The sequence below is a fragment of the Cytobacillus massiliigabonensis genome, assembly GCF_900199725.1.
In the GTDB taxonomy this organism is placed as follows: Bacteria; Bacillota; Bacilli; order Bacillales; family Cytobacillaceae; genus Cytobacillus; species Cytobacillus massiliigabonensis.
In genome coordinates this window covers 261593-278720 of the sequence record NZ_LT904904.1, presented here as the reverse complement: position 1 = coordinate 278720, position 17128 = coordinate 261593, and the positions used below count along the sequence as shown (strand labels likewise).

Sequence of the window (17128 nt, the reverse complement as noted above, 5' to 3'; positions counted from 1 at the left end):
ATTATACACATTTTGGAATCTATGTATATATATTTCAGTTTTTGCAATAGAAAAAGCCGCAAACAATAACGGAAAAATTGCTCTCCGCTAATGTTTGCAGCCTTTTGTGTATTTTTCATAAGCTATTAAAGTGCAGATTACTTTTTATTTGCCCGATATAAATCTCTGCTCTTAAAACCTTTTTCTAAAATCTCCTTCATTTCCTCACGGCGTTTTGCTTTCGTTGCATCTTGTTTCGCACTATATACAAAGCGGGCCCAGTCTTTACGATATCCTGGAGTGAGGGATTGATAGAAGGCAAGTAAATCAGGACGATCTTGTAAATCCTTTTCTATTTCAGGGATCATATCTATATAATCGTCCACACATTGACTTGCTTTTGTTGATACAATGTTTTTACCCTTGGAATCTTCTTTTAAACCGACAACCGTAAAGACATCATCCAATCCGACCATGCGGGCAAATTTAATGTTGCTTGTTCCTACATAGCCATCATCATCTGCCCCTAACCCTGCCAGCAAATCATCACGATGGATAAAGGTCGGGTATACTTTATTCCCCTTTTTCGGATAAGCCAAGAAGATGTAGCCATTTTTATTTAAGTAATTGTTATTAATGACGTCGTTTACAACACTCTGCAAAGATTCCATATCCAGCACAAATGCAAAGATTAGATCATATGTATCAGTGAGCTTTTTGTCATAATCTGTCAACTCTGCTAAGTAGTCCGCACCTTCCGGTAAGTTCAAAACAGCTGCCTTTTTATACTTTTGCAGGTTTAGTTTTTCTACAATTGTTTTTGCCACCATAATCCACCTTTCTCGGATAAGGGGACAAGTTTACTGTTCTTACTGATTGCTTGAAAAACCTTTGTCCCCGTTTACCATATCTTTTAATTGTAAGCTAACATGAGTTAATTCGGCTACTGCTTCATTTATTGAAGTAATTAGATGATGTTCATCTTCTAGTGTTGCCACTATTTCTTGAGTAGAAGCCGAATTTTCTTCTGAAATATTAGCGATATTTTCAATTTGTTCTTGAATATGTGTAAAGTTATCTGTCGCTAATTTAATTTCTTCCATTCCCTTAGAAAGTTCTGCATTTGTCTCTTGGAACGAATCTTTTATCTCAGTAAAGAAGGAAGAAACCTCATTCAATAAATGCTGCCCTTCCACAACTGCATGTTCCCCTTCAATAGACTTTACTTGTGCTTCCTTGGACTTATGGAAGAGTGTATTTGTCACATCAGAAATCGATACAGTAATATTTGCACTTTGCTCAGCAAGTTTGCGCACCTCATCCGCTACTACCGCAAAGCCCTTCCCATGTTCCCCTGCACGAGCAGATTCAATAGCAGCATTGAGTGCTAATAAATTGGTCTGATCTGCAATCTGTTTAATGCCTTCTAATAATGAGTTCACTGTTTCAAGGCTTGTTTGAAGTTCTGTCACTGTTAAAGCAGTCGTGCTAATAGCAGAATTGACTGTTTCCATATGATCTGTGACTTGATTGATCTTATTCCAGCCATCCTGGACTTTCACATTCATCTCTTCCGACTTTTCCACAATCCCTTGGGAAATGGAAATGGTATGATTGACCCTTTGGAGCGAATTTCCCATCCATTCATTTACATGACTGATATTGTTCGCTTCCTCTTGGATCCCTGAAGCCATTTCCTGAACAGAGTCAAGGATATGATGACTCGAATCATAAATCGTTGTTATGTTTGTATTAAAATGATTGATATTGCCTTCTAAAGTTGTTGTACCTTCTTCTATGGAAGAAAATGTAACTTTTAGTTTTTCTAATAAATTTTTTGCTTCAAGTTCCTTTTTATAAGATTCCTCAATCAGGTCTCTTCCCCATTTTGTAATATAAAAGAACGCGCACATAATTCCATTGACAATGAAAAATACTGTAATAAATGCTTTTAACCCCTGTTCACTTCCCAATAGCCCCGATGGATTGAAAAAGTACATTGAAATATAGGCTGCGTTTACGAGTAAACTAAATACAAGAATTAATTCCTTTTTCAAATAAAGAGTGACCATCGCAATCGTTAATAAAATTAAATAATGCTTATTTAATGCAAAACCATCTAAGTTGAATAGAGCCATCACAACTACGTTCGGCAGCAGAGCAAAAAAGAGCCCCTTCAAATATTCAGGTATAGGCAGAAAGTAATTTACAGCCGATAAAATCAAAACAAGAGCCCCTGCAATCATGATCCCAACACTATCAGCAGCGCCTCTTTCAAAAATAATTGGGACGACGATAAGAAAAACTAGCGCTGTTAACAGCACTAAATTTACTTTATGCACCCTTTGTGTATTATAAGTATCTTGTTGTTTCATTAAGATCTCCCTCTCACTTTTAAGGAAAAATATAGTAGTAATAACCTTATATTAATACAAATTTCCTATATTAGGAATATTTGTTTGAATAATAATTTCTATTTCGATATAATTTTTAATATAAAAGTACTATTATTACAAATAATCAATCATGTTTTTATAGGAAAGGATACTTAATTATGAGAATAGCAATCATGGGGGCTGGATCTTTAGGTACAATCATTGGTGCATTTCTTTCTAAAGGGAAGGAACATGTGGAGTTAATCGATGTGAACGAAGAGCATGTAAAGGCACTAAACGAAACTGGTGCTGCTATCATTGGAACGATTAAAGAAAATGTTCCAGTAAAGGCGATAACACCTAAAGAAATGACCGGAGCATATGACCTTGTTTTATTATTAACAAAACAAGTTTTTAATAAAGAAGTATTGGCTAACTTAAAACCCTTTTTAACAGAAGACAGCATAGTCCTCTCACTGCAAAACGGCGTGCCAGAAGAATCTCTAGTGTCTTCATTAGGAAACAGCCTTGTGATTGGCGGGTCAGTTGAATTTGGTGCGACTTGGGTAAAACCTGGTGTCTCCGAATTAACAACGGCAATGGAATCTTTTAAAAACAATGCCTTTCAAATCGGGGAATTAGATGGAACAATAACGGATCGGATTCACACAATTAAAGAGGTATTAGATCTAGTTGGCGGCACTGTCGTTTCTACTAATCTAGTAGGAACTAAATGGTCAAAGTTACTCGTTAATGTGGCAATGAGCGGCATGTCAGCTGCCCTGGGCTGTACATATGGCGATATTCTAAAAAACGAGACCGCCGTAACAAGCGCCGTAATGCTTGCTGATGAAACATTGCAGGCAGGAAGTGCATCAGGTGTGGAATTCACAGAGCTAGCTGGCATTCACGTTGGTGTTTTTAAAGTAAATGAGGATAAAAGCAACCTATCAAATGTGATCGGTTTAGCTAAGAAAATATTTGAGCCGCAAGCCCTTCTAAAAGCAAGCATGCTGCAAGATCTTGAAAAGCAAAGAAAGACTGAAATAGATTTCATCAATGGCGTTGTATCAGCTAAAGGAAAAGAGTCTGGGGTACGCACTCCATTCAATGACTTAGTTGTACGCTTAGTCAAACAAGCGGAGGATGGAAAAACCATTCCAAACTTTGATGAAAATATTGTGTTCTTTAAAGAATTAATTGAAAAAGAAGTTTAAAATATAATTTTTCCAGTTGAAAAGAGCATCTAACGATCACTAATAGTTAAATGCTCTTTTCATTGTCCATCTAAGCTTTCCCTGCTGATCTAAACAGGTGTATTTCTTTTAGGTATCTCTAGCTACATTAATTTATTTAATATTTCTCGAATAAAGGCAGGTTCATCCTTTGGTGTTCTAGAAGTGATGATATTTCCACTTACAACTACTTCTTCATCAAGATAGGCAGCCCCGCTATTGATAACATCGTCACGGATGCCAATATAGCTTGTGCTTTCCTTCCCTTTAAGGATATCAGCACTAATCATCACTTGTGGACCATGGCAGATTCCAGCAATTACTTTTGATCTTTCATTTAAACGTTTTACAAGTTGAACTACTTCCGGATGTATTCTCAATTCTTCAGGTGCACTTCCACCGGGGATGACTATAGCATCTAACTCATCTGCATTTACCTCTGAAGCAGCCATTTCAGTTACATACGTTACTGTATTTTTTTTACCCGTGCATTCAACTCCCCGTTCATTCCCGATAATAATCGTCTCATGACCTGCCTTTTTCAATTCATCATATGGGTTTTTCATTTCTGAGTCTTCAAAATCTGGCGCTAGTAAAAATGCGACTTTTGCCATTTAAATCCCTCCATTAAGTTATATTGCTATAAAGCAGACTAAAACAGGAAAGCTTCTACCTTATCCCAGTAGAAGCTTTATGACAATCAATAGTACAGTGCTATTACAAAGCTTAAACTTCATTCTTCACATTTTTTGCATCTAAGAAAAATTCATATGCTTCTATATCTGTGTAACCTTCATGTACTACCTTTGTAACGGCTTGAATCATTTCCTCAGGGAATTCGGATTGGAAAATATTCCTTCCCATGTCAACCCCTGCTGCACCTCCTTGAACAGATCTGTATGCTAGAGTTAACGCATCCTTTTCATGAATTTTCTTACCGCCAGCTACTACTAACGGTACCGGACAAGCCGAAGCGACTTTTTCGAAGTCATCACAATAGTATGTTTTGACGATGGAAGCCCCAAATTCCGCTAGCATTCTTGTTGCTAATAGGAAGAATTGAGTTGTACGCTCCATTTCCTTCCCTACCGCTACGACACCCATTGTAGGAATCGAGTATCTTGTTCCAAGATTCACCGCCTTATTCAATTGTTCAATCGTTTCTTTTTGCCCAGCCGCACCTATGAATGTTTGGATCGCTATTGCACTTGCATTCATTCGGATAGCATCCTCGATATCAACAACCATTGATTCACGGCTTAAATCATCTTGTAATATACTTGAACCAGATGAAGCTCTAAGGGCAATCGATTTATTAAAACTTGGCGGCACGCTGCTTCTAATCGCACCTCTAGTTCCCATTAAGCAATCTGCATATTTTGCTAGTTTAGGAATTAGAATATCTAAACGTTCTAGCCCAGATGTAGGTCCCATGAAATAGCCATGATCAAATGCAAGCATAACTGTCCTTCCACTTTTCGGGTTGAAAATTCTTGATAGTCTGTCTTTCATTCCCCAATCTAAATTTGCAGCACCCTTCACATGGAAATTCCCATTGTTTGCAAAAGGAATACTCTCTGCAAAATTTTTCGCTGCTTTGTTTCCAATAATATCTGCCATATTAATCTTCCTTCCCTAGTTAGTAATCTAGTAAATTTCTTATTTATAAAACAGAATAGTGTTCATCAAAAATCGTACTCTTGCGTATTTGCTTTCGTGAATACAATTCGTTCAGGCAATACAATAATTCCAGAGTCTTCTGCTTCATAGTCATAACCCTGAACAGAGTTTGGCTCGACCTTTACTTCACCAAGCTCAGGTACATCAAGAGCATCACCAACTTTAAGTTCATTGCCTAATGCTAAATGGTAAGCAATATACACAGCTAGAGCCCCTTGATCTTTTACATCCCATAAACCGTGATTTTCAATTATGTCATTTTCAATATATTGTCTCATTGAGTTTGGTGATGCAAAACCTGTAATAATGACCTCGTTTTTATCTAACCCTTTATTTTGTGCAGCTTGCGCCATTGCTGGAAGAGCAGTGGAGTCAGGACAAATAATGACATCAATGTCTTGATACGTATCAAGGATACTCTCTCCTACTTGTAAAGACTTTTGCTCATTCCCTTCACCAAATTGAGTTGTAACTACTTCCCATTTTGGATATTTTTCTTTCATATACTTATTTGCATATTCAACCCATGAATTTTGGTCAGGAACCGTTGGACTTGAGTAGAACCAAGCTACCTTTTGTGCATCGTCAGGATTATCAAGCTGTCCTGCAGCCATATCAACGAGCATGGAACCTAGAATATCAGGGGTACCTTGGTTGATATATACAGATCGATATTTCGGATCCACATCTGAATCCCAAGTCACAACCTTTATCCCAGCATCTAACGCTTTTTGTAATGCCTGATTAAGACCATCCGAAGATACAGACGAAATGGCGATTGCATCTGCACCACTATTGACAGCACTATTAATGATTTGTACTTGATTGGCAACTGTTCCTTCAGGCGCCCCATCATATTTAACATTAAACCCAATTTTTTCGGCCATTTCTTGGGCACCATCATTCCCAGACTCAAAGAATGCATTTCCAGTCATTTTGGGGATAAATACTACTTCAACATCACTAGGATCTTTATCTGCCTTTTTTCCAGCTTCCTCACTATTACAAGCTGCCAAAACAAGAGTTGAAAGTGCCACACCGGTTAATATTTTGAAAAACTTTGATTTACGCATTTAGTTTGCCCCCTCTATCCTTTTTAATAGTAACTAACCGTTTCATATTGGACTTGAAATCTGGAACTCCTAAGAATGCAACTGAAATAATCAATAGTAACCCTGTTGCTAATCCGATATATTGCGTTTGTATGCCCCCCATTTGTAAGCCAAGCTTCAAAAAACCGATGATGATGCTTGCAAGAGCAGTACCGACAACACCCCCTTTACCGCCTGTTATTAATGTTCCTCCTAATACAACAGCCGTGAGAATGGGCATTAAATATTCTGCACCAAAATCCGCACGCGCACTGCCTAGATACGAGGTTAGAATCACCCCAGCAACACCTGCACTTAGCCCCGATAATACATACGTGCTTGTAATAATTTTCCTCGTGTCAATCCCCGAGTACTCTGCAGAATTTTGGTTAATCCCAGTTAAATAAATGTATCTTCCATATCTCGTACGATGGAGCAGAAGATATGCAAATATCAACAATACTAAGAAAATGACAACTGAATGCGGAATTCCAAAGATCTTTCCATTTGCTAGATTAATAAACCCTTGAGAAAAGCCTGAAATTCCTTCATACGTACTAGCACCGGACAGCCCAACCAACACGAGGGCAACACCACTATATAGAAGCATGCCGCCAAGAGTAATAACCATCGCCTGCACTCTTGCATAAGCAATGAGTACACCATTCAACAACCCGCATAAGCCACCAACTGCTACCGCCAAAAGGACAGCAATCCAAATATTTAACCCTGCCACTTGTGATAAAATCCCCACAACAACAGAGGTTAATCCAATAATTGCACCGCCAGATATATCAATTCCGCCTGTAATAATGACAAATGTAACGAAAAAGGCAATAATAGCAATTCCGATAAAATCATTAAAACTATTTAAAAGAACATGTATGTTCCAAAATCTAGGGTTCAGTAAACCAAAAATGATCATTTCAGTGACCAAGATAAGGAGGAGAATGAGATTCCATTTGGGTATTTTTCTCAGCATCCCTTTTCTACGCCCCTTCCTGATAGTTTAGGATTCTAGCATTTAACCGTTCTTTATTTGCCTTTTTGTTTGCCCGACGCACAATCAGGACATCTGCTACTACGATGATTATTAGGAGTAAGCCTGAAATTGCTGAATTCCAAAATGCAGGAACCTTTAAAAATACAAGAGCCGAATTAATAGAGCTCATAATAATCGCTCCAACCGATGCACCAATGACAGAACCTATTCCTCCACTTAAAGAAACTCCCCCCAGAACAGCCGCTGCAATGACTGTCATCTCGATCCCTATCCCAGCAGTTGTAGAAATAAATCCAACTTGACTCGCAAAGATCAATCCTGCAACAGAGGCACAAATCCCCGAAATAACAAAAGCAAAAACCTTGTATTTCTTCACAGGTATTCCGATTAATACCGCACCATCCTGGTTATCACCAATGGCAGCGAAATACCGGCCCTTTCTGCTATTCACCAAGAACAAGTGAATGAGAATAACAGCAGCAATCACAATAATTCCGATTGTATTAACACCTAAAATACTACTCTGAGATATTTGTTTAAACGTTTTCGGGAGATTCTCTACCCATTTCCCATTTGTGAAAATGACTTGAACAACTCTAGCAATCTCAAGCATTCCTAAAGTCATAATAAAGGAAGAGATTCTTAACTTTGTAACCCCTAAGCCATTTATTAGCCCAATAACACCGCCAATTACAATTGCTATGAGAACAGCTAGAAATACACTCCCACCATCCCGTAAAAACATTCCGCTCACAGCAGCACTCAAGCCTAAAATCCCTCCAACCGAAATATCAATCTCACCCGTTAGCAGGACGAATGTTATTCCAACTGCAAGCACAATATACAGCAAGCTATTTTTTACAGCATTCTCAATATTGGATATAGTTACAAAGTCTGGATTGACCATTCCTACAATTAGAAATAGCAGCAGCAAGAATAGAACCGTCCTAATTTCCCGATGCTTTGTTATGCTAATGAGCCTAGACATAATTTTCACTTCCTTTATAGGTGCCAAAGGCTGCTCTCATTACATTTGTTGCATTAATCTCTTCGGAATCGAGACATACATTGCACGTTCCTCGATAAATCACGTAGATTCGATCACTTATTCGCTCAATCTCTTCTAAGTCAGAGGAAATAAGTACGATCGAATAACCTTGCCCCTTTAATTGAGTAATAATGTTATAAATATCACTTCTAGCCGCAGCATCAATCCCTCTAGTAGGTTCATCCATAATAATTAGCTTCGGATTCGTTGATAAGATTCTTGAAATGACAACCTTTTGCTGATTCCCCCCAGACAATGATCGAATTTCATCCTCATGGCTGCTAATTTTAATACTTAGCTTGCTAACATACTCATCTGTAATTTCTTCTTCAAATTGTTTATTTATAAAATACTTGTGCTTCTTAATGACTTGAGCTGTCACATTACTGCTGATCGAGCTGATCGAAAAAATCCCATTCAAAAAGCGATCCTCGGGGATATAGGCTAAACCGGTTTCAATTGTTTCCTTCACACGTAAGTGAGTAATATCTTTCCCGTTTAATATAACCTTTCCGCTCTTTACTTGAGTAACCCCATATATCGCCTCAGCGATTTCTGTTCTTCCAGCTCCTACAAGACCCGCTAACCCGACAACCTCTCCTTTAAACACCTCAAAACTAATATTCTTGAAGCCATCTCCACATAAATCTTGCACCTGTAATATCTTTTCTTCTTTCAATCGATCGATGGAATGCTTCTCATACGAATGACTGCCATCTTTTTCACTATCCATCGGCAGCAACCCTTGAATCAGCATTTCCTTTGTAAACTCATTAATCTTTCCTTTTAACGTAATTTTTCCATCTCTTAAAATCACTGCATGTGATGAGATTTGGAACACTTCATCTAACCTATGTGTGATATAGAAGATTCCAACTCCAGCAGTCTTTAACTGTTCAATCAACTTGAATAAGGATTCCGTTTCTGCGAATGTTAAGGAAGATGTAGGTTCATCTAAAATTAATACCTTCGAATCTCTTAAGAGTCCTTTAATGATTTCGACCTGCTGCTGCTCAGCGATTGATAACGAAATAGCGTATCGATTCAAATCAATCGTCCAGCCTAGTTGTTCAATTAGTTTTTTCGCTGATTCTCTGACTACCTGCTTCTTCTTATGAAAACCAATTGTTAAATTTTGTTCAATCGTCATATTAGGGAATAGTAGAGGTTCTTGAGGGACTAGATAAACGCCTTTTTCATGAGCGATGGATGGATTATAATTCGTTACCTTTTCTCCATTAATTTCGATGCTGCCTTCATCTGGCTTATAAACGCCGGTAAGAATTTTCATTAGTGTACTTTTCCCAGCTCCATTGCCGCCAATAATTGAGATTACTTCGGACTGATTAATTTCCAGCGATACACCTTTTAACACCTTGTTTTGGTTAAATGACTTTTCAATATGATCTAACTTTACTAACTGTTTCATTTCCCCCATAAAATACCCTCCATACTTGAACTTTTATCTATGTATGCAGAATTTTTGTAACCGCTTTCTCTTTGATACAAAATTATAATTTAAAACATTTTATTAATCAAGCATCATTTTATTTTTATTTTGATAATTTAAATTATTCGAAAAATAATAACATCCTCTTCATAAAATATATGAATCACAAATACATTTATTGTTATAAATATTATTATTTTAGAGGGTTTACTTAGTTTCACCCAGCAATAAAAATTAAAAAATTACAGATATTGACGAACAAATTATTAGTTGTTATATTAACTTTAATATCCAACAAATGTTTTACTATAAATATTTTGTAAAACAAATTTAATACAAAGAGTGATTATGATGATGTATGAAAATGATTTAATCGTGAAAATTGCGTGGCAATATTATATTGAAGGGAAAACTCAAAATGAAATCTCTGAGTCTTTGAATCTTTCAAGAATGAAGGTTATTAAATACCTTGAAAAGGCAAAAACCAATAATGTCATTCAATTTAAAATCAACTTAGAAAAACTTGATAATATTGAGCTTCAAAATAAAATAAAAGAAAAATACAGCTTAAAGGACATTTACATTGTCCCAACCTCCCATGATACAAATGCAGACAGTCTTCCCATCGCGGCTGCTCAATACATTGAAGATCGCATTACAAGCGACACAATGATTAGCATTGGTTACGGAGAAGCCGTATCGAAAACCTTGGGTCACTTACGAATTTCGACTAAATATAATGTTACCTTCGTATCCTTATCAGGCGGTGTGAAATTCTACATGCCAACAGCTATCGATACAAGATCAGACTATTACACGAATCCAAATTACAATCACTATATTGTACCTTCTCCATTACTTGTATCATCGAAAGAAATTGCCAGTCATCTATTAGAGGAAAAGCAGGTAAAAAAAATACTGGATATGATTCCGTATTCCAATATTACTGTTATAGGAATTGGCGCCTTAAATGATCGCGCAACCTTAATTAAAGAAGGGTACATGGACACGAATGATTTTGAAATCTTAAAATCAAAAGGAGCTGTGGGAGATCTATTAAGCCAGTTTTATGATATTAATGGGAATATTTTGGATTTAGATTTTCATAATATGCTAATTAGTACTGATATAGATGTACTAAAATCACTTCATAATGTTGTCGCCGTTGCAGGTGGTTTAGCTAAAAAGGATGCCATCATCGGCGCTTTAAAAGGGGGGTACATTGATGTATTAATTACAGATGAATTAGTCGCTCAGAGTTTGATTTAAGAAGCTTTTCGTTTTTTGAGGGGATAAAACACCGGACATGTGCATTACTTACGCCCCTAGTTTTGCATACTGATCATTTCACATGTTCGCTACTGTGTTAATTTTCCCCCTATGCTTTTTTCAAAAAAACATACGAAAGGTAGAGAATGATGGATAAATACCTAATGGCTATTGATGCCGGGACCGGCAGTGTAAGAGTAATCTTATTTAATACTTTGGGGCAGGAATTAGGTGCAGCGCAATCTGAATGGACACACAAAGAGGACCCGAGATATCCTGGTTCTATGGATTTCGACATTGTTCAAAACATTAGCATCATTACAAGTCTAATTAAAGAAATAATTGCAACATGCAACATCGATCCAAAAGAGATCATAGCCATATCTACCACAAGCATGAGAGAAGCAATCGTATTATACGATGAAAATGGAAACGAATTATGGGCATGCGCGAATGTAGATTCACGTTCCAACAATGAAGTTAATAATTTATATAACATGAGTGATACATTAGAAGCGAATCTTTATAAAATTTCAGGTCAAACCTTTTCTTTAGGAGCGATTCCAAGAATCCTCTGGGTAAAAAATAACCTCCCTGAAACGTATCTTAAAATTAAGTATGTCTCCATGCTGAATGACTGGATTACATACCGCTTATCAGGTGTAATCTCAGTAGAGCCTTCAAACGGGTGTACCACCGGTCTTTTCGATCTAACGAAAAGAGTTTGGGACCCTAGCATCGCAAGCCAAGTAAATCTTAGAAATGATATTTTTCCAGTAGTCCATGAAAGCGGAACAGTAATCGGAAACGTGACCAAAGAAATGTCAGCGCTTACAGGGTTGAGTACAAGTACATTAGTTGTAGCTGGAGGCGGTGATGCCCAACTTGGCTGCATCGGTGCCGGAGTGATCAGCGAGGGAGATGCCGCCGTATTTGGCGGGAGCTTCTGGCAATATGAATACACAACCAATCATGTACAAATCGATGAAGAATGCAGGGTTAGAATCAACTGCCACGCAGTTCCGAATACATGGCAATATGAAGCCATCTCTTTCTTCCCCGGCTTAGTTATGAGGTGGTTTCGAGATAGTTTCTGTGACCTTGAACAATACATCCAAAGTCAAACTGGTGAAAGCATTTATTCCCAAATGGAAAAACGTGCACGTAACATCCCAGTTGGCAGCTATGGCATGCTTTGTACATTCTCCGACATCATGAACTATAAATCTTGGAAACATGCAGCTCCAAGCTTTATCAACTTCAAACTAGACCCCGATAAATTTAACAAAGCAAGTTTCTACAGAGCAATTATGGAAAATGCAGCCTTTGTTACAAAAGGAAATATCGATTTGGTCAACAGCATTACAAATACATCTCCTGAATCCATTGTGTTTGCTGGCGGAGCATCAAAAAGTGAGCTCTGGTGCCAAATCGTTTGCGATGTTCTAAACATTCCACTAAAAATCCCAGTCATAAGAGAATCAACTGCTTTAGGCGCCGCAATCTGTGCAGGAGTGGGTGCTAAAGTCTACCAAAATTTCAATGATGCTATCTCAAAAGTAATTACTTTCGAAAAGACTTATCATCCGGATCCCGAAAACAATGAAGTATATGAAGAGCTATTTTTGAAGTGGAAGGAAGTCTACAAAAAGCAACTTGAATTAGCAGACAAAAAGCTAACAGACAATATGTGGATTGCCCCTGGATTAAAATAAATAGATACGGAGTGAAGCTCATGACAATTGTGAACGAAAAAGAAAGAGAATATCGATTTGGAGACAACGGTCCAAAATATCTATTACGTGGACCGCGGATGAACTTCGGGGTTGTCGTCTTAAAACCCGGACAGGATTTTCCAGCCCATTATCACAATATTATGGAGGAAAATTTCTTCATTCTTGAAGGAGAACTTGAAATCCATATCGAAAATGAAATATTTCATTGTAAAAAAGGCGACCTTATCCACGTAGAACCAAAGAAAGTCCACTATCTCATAAATAAAGGCACGACAGACTTTAAAGCAGCATTTATGCTTTCCCCCTTTCAGGAGAAAGACAAGGTAGAAGTAGATTATCGCCCATATAATTGATTTTTATAGGATCAAGTTTATTTTCGGTTTAAAAAATTGGGAAACAGATACCAAAGGTTTTACTGATAAAATTCATTAAACATATAGAGCATCTTCTATTAGCAAGATGCTCTTTCTCATTTTTCCTCTCTCATCTAAATAACATTATTTACAACGATCTGAATGATAAGAGCAATGGTGACTATCCGCAAGATAGGTTTAACATAGCGCGGTTTAAGCTTTTTGGCTATGCGTACACCAATCTGCGCACCAGCTACAGACCCAATAAGAAGCGCGAGTGTTAATGACCAAATAATTTTATCTGTTGCAATATAAGTGACTGCCGCCCCAAAACAGCTTGAAAAGGTAGCAAGACGGACCAAGCCAACCGCGCGGATATAAGAAATTTGTAAATACCCAAATAAATAGAGCATCAATGTTCCTTGACCAGGACCGAAGAGACCATCGTACATACCAATTCCATAAAGACCTGGAATACTTACCTTATTCATTTTCAATTGGGCATCTCCAGTAAAGTCCTTTTTTCCAATAAACGAAGTAATAAAAGCAAATAGAAGCAAGCTAATCGCCACGATATACATATTTTCTTCTGAAATTCTTGATGCAATAAACCCGCCGCTTATTCCTCCGCCAACACTTACAGGAATGATCCATAATGAATCTTTAAGAGAAATATCTCCTTTTTTATATAGATGGAAAAAGCTCGAAAAGGAGCTAATCGTATTCGACACTTTGTTAGCACCGATGGCAGAGTGGACAGGCATCCCCATAAGCAGCATGGCTGGCAGACTGATTAGACCGCCGCCACCTGCCAGTGTACCAATGGTTGTTGCACAGATACCAATAAAGAAAATGATCACATACTCCATACTTACGCCCCCCTCATCTAAAGTATATTCTCATATGATACATAAATAAATTTAATAGTTATTATAGAAATTGATAAGATAAACTTATTGAGAATAAAAAATAGGCAAAACATTTCGTTTTGCCTACCCTTCAATCATTTAGATTTTAAACTGCACAACAATATTCTGCAGTTCCTCAGCCATCTTAGCTAATGCTGCAGAGGAAGCAGTAATTTCCTGAATCGATGCCAATTGTTCTTCCGTTGCAGCTGAAACAGCTTGTGTTTGTGCAGCAGAAGCTTCAGCCACTTCATTCACAATTTTCATTGAATCATTTACATTTTCTGTTCCAGAAACTAATTGATTTAACGCCTTTTCCACACCTTGAGTTTGAAGTACGATCTCTTGAATCATTTCTTCAATTTGATTAAACACACTTCCTGCTTCTTCAACAACATAAAGCCCAGCATCTACTTCTGTAGCTGTTACTTTCATTGAATCCAGCGTATTTTTATTTTCACTTTGAATAATGGAAATCAATTGATTAATCTGTTCTGCAGAGCTTGCTGACTGTTCAGCTAATTTCTTCACTTCTTCAGCCACCACGGAAAATCCGCGCCCATGTTCTCCTGCTCGAGCTGCTTCGATTGCCGCATTTAAAGCTAATAAATTTGTTTGTGCAGCGATATCTGTAATCACCGCATTGAATTTACCAATCTCCTGTGAACGCTCATTTAGAGCACTGACAGCTGCAGATAAACCATTTACGTTCTGATTAATTGTATTCATTTGAGTCTTAACCTTTTCAATTGACTGCTTCCCTTCTCTGGATTTCTCAGTCGTTTGGTTAACAGTTGCTGAAACCACGCTTGTATTTTCAGCAATTTGTTCAGTATGGTTCGTGATTTCCTTAATAGCATTATAGCTATCTTCTACACTTCTCACCTGATGCTCAGATCCGCCAGCAAGATTTTCAATCGTTGTCGCAATATGTTCGCTCGCTGAATTGCTTTGTTCACTGCTAGCACTTAATTCCTCAGAGGAAGCAGCAAGCTGCTGGGCTGTTTCACTGACCGTTCGAATTATGTCATTTAAGCCGCCAATCATCTTGTTAAAGGATTCAGTTAGTACTCCTAACTCATCTTTTGATTCATACGTCCCTTTTACTGTGAAATCTCCCTGTTCAGCCTTTCCAAATAAATCCTTTATCTCTTGCAGCGGTTTAGCTATCATTCGTGAAATTAGAAATCCAACAGATACAGAGAACAGGATTGATAGAATAATAATGATTACTAATAGAATTCTGATCTTATTTGCAGCTTCTGCATTCTCCTTCTCAAGCTTGTTTGCAGCCTTTTCATTAACCATAAAAAGCTCTTCCAATAAAGAGTTAAAATCAATCCTTACCTCGCGATACTCTCTATTATAAATGGCATAAGCCTCACTATTTTTATTCTCCTTCGCTAAATCAAGTACACCCTGCCTTGTATCACGGAGTTCCTTAAGTTTTAGTTTGAATTCTTTATAAATCTTTTCTTCCTCTGGAATAAAACTTATTTTTTCATAGTTTTTTAGGATATCATTCGTTTCCAAACCGCTTTTCGCAATACTATCTATCAGTTCAATATTCCGATCATGATCGGTTGTAACCAACAATTCCAAAGTAAAGGCATCCACTTTACGGTTATTCGTCATTACTTGCCCTATCCATTTAGTTGGAAGTAACCGGTTATTAAACATTTCTGACGTTCTGTCAGCCATCTGGTTCATGTAATAAAGACCAATAAAGCCTACCCCGGTTAAGAATAGTGAACTAACAATAATTAAAACAAGTATTTTTTGTGAAATTTTCAAGTTGCGAAATACACTCATGCCATGCTCCTCTTCCCATTATAATCTACATATTTATACATAATTTATCGGGTCATATTAATCGAAATGCAGTGGTAATATATTCTATTAGATCCCTTTTTCGTTATCCACAAAAAAACCTGTCTCCCTTTACAATGAAAGAAGAGACAGGTTTCCTTTGATACATATGAGTTAATAAATATTCTTATCGAATGATCGTCGGTCCAACTAATGATTTTGGGTCGGTGCCCATTGCCAGCTTACAAATATTTGCGTAGCTAATTTGCTTATAGTTTGCCAGCAGCTGCTTCAAGTCGTGAAATTTACTGTCTGTTTTTAACTCTTTTATTTCTCTTTGGTAGACAGATAGTACATACTCATCCTGCGATGCTGGATGGAAGCTGCTCGGATCTTCCTCTGTAATGAGGCAGCCCATATATTGAAAACCAAACTGTAATTGATGTGTTAAACGAATGGAATTCATAAATTTTTGAAAAAGTGCCGGCTGTGTCGATTTTAAAGTTTCGATCGCCCCTTTTGCACTTTGCAGTTCATTAATGCTTGATGCGATCAGCATGTAAATCTCCCCTTTAACTATTAATCCCAAGGCTTTTGTAAAGAAAGTTTAGAGATCAGTTCAATGTTTTGCTTTCTTTTCAATTTGCTTATTTTCGCCCGTTCTTTTCCTGTTTCAAAGAGATACTTTTCTTCCTCTGATTCAGGAATGACTTTCGCCACTTCTACCGGCTTTTTATTTTCATCCAAGGCAACGAAGGTAAGAAAAGCAGTAGCTGCTAATCTGCGAATACCTGTATCTAGATCCTCAGCGATCACTTTGCAGAAAATCTCCATTGAGCTTTTTCCAGTATGAGTAACAAATGACTCAATACAAACAGAATCACTCTGCCGAATCGGTTCAATAAAGTTCACAGAATCTGTTGATGCTGTTACACATTCTTTTATCCGGGAGTGTCTTCGGGCGGAAAGGGTTGCGCATGCATCCATCTTCTTCATAAGAACGCCGCCGAATAATGTATGATAATTATTTAAATCATTAATAAGTACCTGATCTGTTTGAACAACACGAGTATCTTTAATTTTTTTTGGCTCCATACATCCATCTCCTTATCTATCCTTGCATATTTGAAGAAATGAGCCTTTGTGCAATCATTTTTATCACAGAGACCATTATAGTACCCGTGTTCGATCG

16 protein-coding genes are annotated in these 17128 nt (G+C 37.4%); 4 read left to right on the top strand and 12 right to left on the bottom strand.

Annotated features, from left to right (window positions below):
• Positions 1 to 137: 137 nt before the first annotated feature.
• Together C1726_RS12655 and C1726_RS12650 are read right to left on the bottom strand one after the other, a co-directional pair.
• Positions 138 to 809 (bottom strand): YdeI/OmpD-associated family protein, encoded by a 672-nt coding sequence (locus tag C1726_RS12655; RefSeq protein WP_180968180.1) that lies wholly within the window; start codon positions 807 to 809, stop codon positions 138 to 140.
• Positions 810 to 848: 39 nt separating this feature from the next.
• Complete coding sequence (locus C1726_RS12650) at positions 849 to 2354, bottom strand: methyl-accepting chemotaxis protein (RefSeq protein WP_102273487.1); 1506 nt, start codon at positions 2352 to 2354, stop codon at positions 849 to 851.
• A gap of 179 nt (positions 2355 to 2533) precedes the next feature.
• On the opposite strand from C1726_RS12650, the gene C1726_RS12645 reads away from it, so the two are divergent.
• Positions 2534 to 3571, top strand: a complete 1038-nt coding sequence (locus C1726_RS12645) for a ketopantoate reductase family protein (RefSeq protein ID WP_102273486.1) — start codon at positions 2534 to 2536, stop codon at positions 3569 to 3571.
• 122 nt (positions 3572 to 3693) lie between these two features.
• Here C1726_RS12645 and C1726_RS12640 read toward each other — a convergent pair whose 3' ends face one another.
• From C1726_RS12640 to C1726_RS12615, 6 genes are all read right to left on the bottom strand, one after another.
• A complete protein-coding gene (locus C1726_RS12640) occupies positions 3694 to 4203 on the bottom strand; it encodes a type 1 glutamine amidotransferase domain-containing protein (RefSeq protein WP_102273485.1) in 510 nt (169 codons plus the stop codon).
• 112 nt (positions 4204 to 4315) lie between these two features.
• Complete coding sequence (gene lsrF, locus C1726_RS12635) at positions 4316 to 5209, bottom strand: 3-hydroxy-5-phosphonooxypentane-2,4-dione thiolase (RefSeq protein ID WP_102273484.1); 894 nt, start codon at positions 5207 to 5209, stop codon at positions 4316 to 4318.
• 65 nt (positions 5210 to 5274) lie between these two features.
• Positions 5275 to 6342 (bottom strand): autoinducer 2 ABC transporter substrate-binding protein LsrB, encoded by a 1068-nt coding sequence (lsrB, locus tag C1726_RS12630; protein ID WP_102273483.1) that lies wholly within the window; start codon positions 6340 to 6342, stop codon positions 5275 to 5277.
• Positions 6335 to 7342, bottom strand: a complete 1008-nt coding sequence (locus tag C1726_RS12625) for an ABC transporter permease (RefSeq protein ID WP_102273482.1) — start codon at positions 7340 to 7342, stop codon at positions 6335 to 6337. Before C1726_RS12625 ends, lsrB begins: the two co-directional genes overlap by 8 nt.
• A gap of 7 nt (positions 7343 to 7349) precedes the next feature.
• A complete protein-coding gene (locus tag C1726_RS12620; protein ID WP_102273481.1) occupies positions 7350 to 8351 on the bottom strand; it encodes an ABC transporter permease in 1002 nt (333 codons plus the stop codon).
• Positions 8344 to 9849, bottom strand: coding sequence for a sugar ABC transporter ATP-binding protein (locus tag C1726_RS12615; RefSeq protein WP_102273480.1), 1506 nt, complete (start codon positions 9847 to 9849; stop codon positions 8344 to 8346). Before C1726_RS12615 ends, C1726_RS12620 begins: the two co-directional genes overlap by 8 nt.
• A 363-nt stretch (positions 9850 to 10212) precedes the next feature.
• Here C1726_RS12615 and C1726_RS12610 point away from each other — a divergent pair, with 363 nt between their 5' ends.
• From C1726_RS12610 to C1726_RS12600, 3 genes are all read left to right on the top strand, one after another.
• On the top strand, positions 10213 to 11130 hold the full coding sequence (locus C1726_RS12610) for a sugar-binding transcriptional regulator (RefSeq protein WP_180968179.1): 918 nt from the start codon (positions 10213 to 10215) through the stop codon (positions 11128 to 11130).
• A 146-nt stretch (positions 11131 to 11276) separates the two neighbouring features.
• Entirely contained in the window at positions 11277 to 12845 is a 1569-nt protein-coding gene (gene lsrK / locus C1726_RS12605) for an autoinducer-2 kinase (RefSeq protein ID WP_102273478.1), read from the top strand.
• A gap of 20 nt (positions 12846 to 12865) precedes the next feature.
• A complete protein-coding gene (locus C1726_RS12600; protein WP_102273477.1) occupies positions 12866 to 13219 on the top strand; it encodes a cupin domain-containing protein in 354 nt (117 codons plus the stop codon).
• Between the two features lie 134 nt (positions 13220 to 13353).
• Here the strand turns inward: C1726_RS12600 and C1726_RS12595 are convergent, their stop codons facing one another.
• The 4 genes from C1726_RS12595 to C1726_RS12580 form a co-directional block, all read right to left on the bottom strand.
• Positions 13354 to 14088, bottom strand: a complete 735-nt coding sequence (locus C1726_RS12595; protein ID WP_102273476.1) for a sulfite exporter TauE/SafE family protein — start codon at positions 14086 to 14088, stop codon at positions 13354 to 13356.
• 138 nt (positions 14089 to 14226) lie between these two features.
• Positions 14227 to 15939 (bottom strand): methyl-accepting chemotaxis protein, encoded by a 1713-nt coding sequence (locus tag C1726_RS12590; RefSeq protein WP_102273475.1) that lies wholly within the window; start codon positions 15937 to 15939, stop codon positions 14227 to 14229.
• Between the two features lie 184 nt (positions 15940 to 16123).
• Positions 16124 to 16495, bottom strand: a complete 372-nt coding sequence (locus C1726_RS12585) for a hypothetical protein (protein WP_102273474.1) — start codon at positions 16493 to 16495, stop codon at positions 16124 to 16126.
• Between the two features lie 20 nt (positions 16496 to 16515).
• The gene (locus C1726_RS12580; protein ID WP_102273473.1) at positions 16516 to 17031 is read right to left on the bottom strand and encodes an acyl-CoA thioesterase; all 516 of its coding nucleotides are present in this window, start codon (positions 17029 to 17031) and stop codon (positions 16516 to 16518) included.
• Between the last annotated feature and the right edge of the window lie 97 nt (positions 17032 to 17128).

Bases quoted from the DNA above. Each gene is read 5' to 3' on its own strand.
- C1726_RS12640 (WP_102273485.1), bottom strand. From the start codon at position 4,203: ATGGCAAAAGTCGCATTTTTACTAGCGCCAGATTTTGAAGACTCAGAA.
- C1726_RS12620 (WP_102273481.1), bottom strand. From the start codon at position 8,351: ATGTCTAGGCTCATTAGCATAACAAAGCATCGGGAAATTAGGACGGTT.
- C1726_RS12645 (WP_102273486.1), top strand. From the start codon at position 2,534: ATGAGAATAGCAATCATGGGGGCTGGATCTTTAGGTACAATCATTGGT.
- C1726_RS12615 (WP_102273480.1), bottom strand. From the start codon at position 9,849: ATGGGGGAAATGAAACAGTTAGTAAAGTTAGATCATATTGAAAAGTCA.
- C1726_RS12600 (WP_102273477.1), top strand. From the start codon at position 12,866: ATGACAATTGTGAACGAAAAAGAAAGAGAATATCGATTTGGAGACAAC.
- C1726_RS12610 (WP_180968179.1), top strand. From the start codon at position 10,213: ATGATGTATGAAAATGATTTAATCGTGAAAATTGCGTGGCAATATTAT.
- C1726_RS12595 (WP_102273476.1), bottom strand. From the start codon at position 14,088: ATGGAGTATGTGATCATTTTCTTTATTGGTATCTGTGCAACAACCATT.
- C1726_RS12655 (WP_180968180.1), bottom strand. From the start codon at position 809: ATGGTGGCAAAAACAATTGTAGAAAAACTAAACCTGCAAAAGTATAAA.
- lsrK (WP_102273478.1), top strand. From the start codon at position 11,277: ATGATGGATAAATACCTAATGGCTATTGATGCCGGGACCGGCAGTGTA.
- lsrF (WP_102273484.1), bottom strand. From the start codon at position 5,209: ATGGCAGATATTATTGGAAACAAAGCAGCGAAAAATTTTGCAGAGAGT.
- C1726_RS12585 (WP_102273474.1), bottom strand. From the start codon at position 16,495: ATGCTGATCGCATCAAGCATTAATGAACTGCAAAGTGCAAAAGGGGCG.
- C1726_RS12650 (WP_102273487.1), bottom strand. From the start codon at position 2,354: ATGAAACAACAAGATACTTATAATACACAAAGGGTGCATAAAGTAAAT.
- lsrB (WP_102273483.1), bottom strand. From the start codon at position 6,342: ATGCGTAAATCAAAGTTTTTCAAAATATTAACCGGTGTGGCACTTTCA.
- C1726_RS12625 (WP_102273482.1), bottom strand. From the start codon at position 7,342: ATGCTGAGAAAAATACCCAAATGGAATCTCATTCTCCTCCTTATCTTG.
- C1726_RS12580 (WP_102273473.1), bottom strand. From the start codon at position 17,031: ATGGAGCCAAAAAAAATTAAAGATACTCGTGTTGTTCAAACAGATCAG.
- C1726_RS12590 (WP_102273475.1), bottom strand. From the start codon at position 15,939: ATGAGTGTATTTCGCAACTTGAAAATTTCACAAAAAATACTTGTTTTA.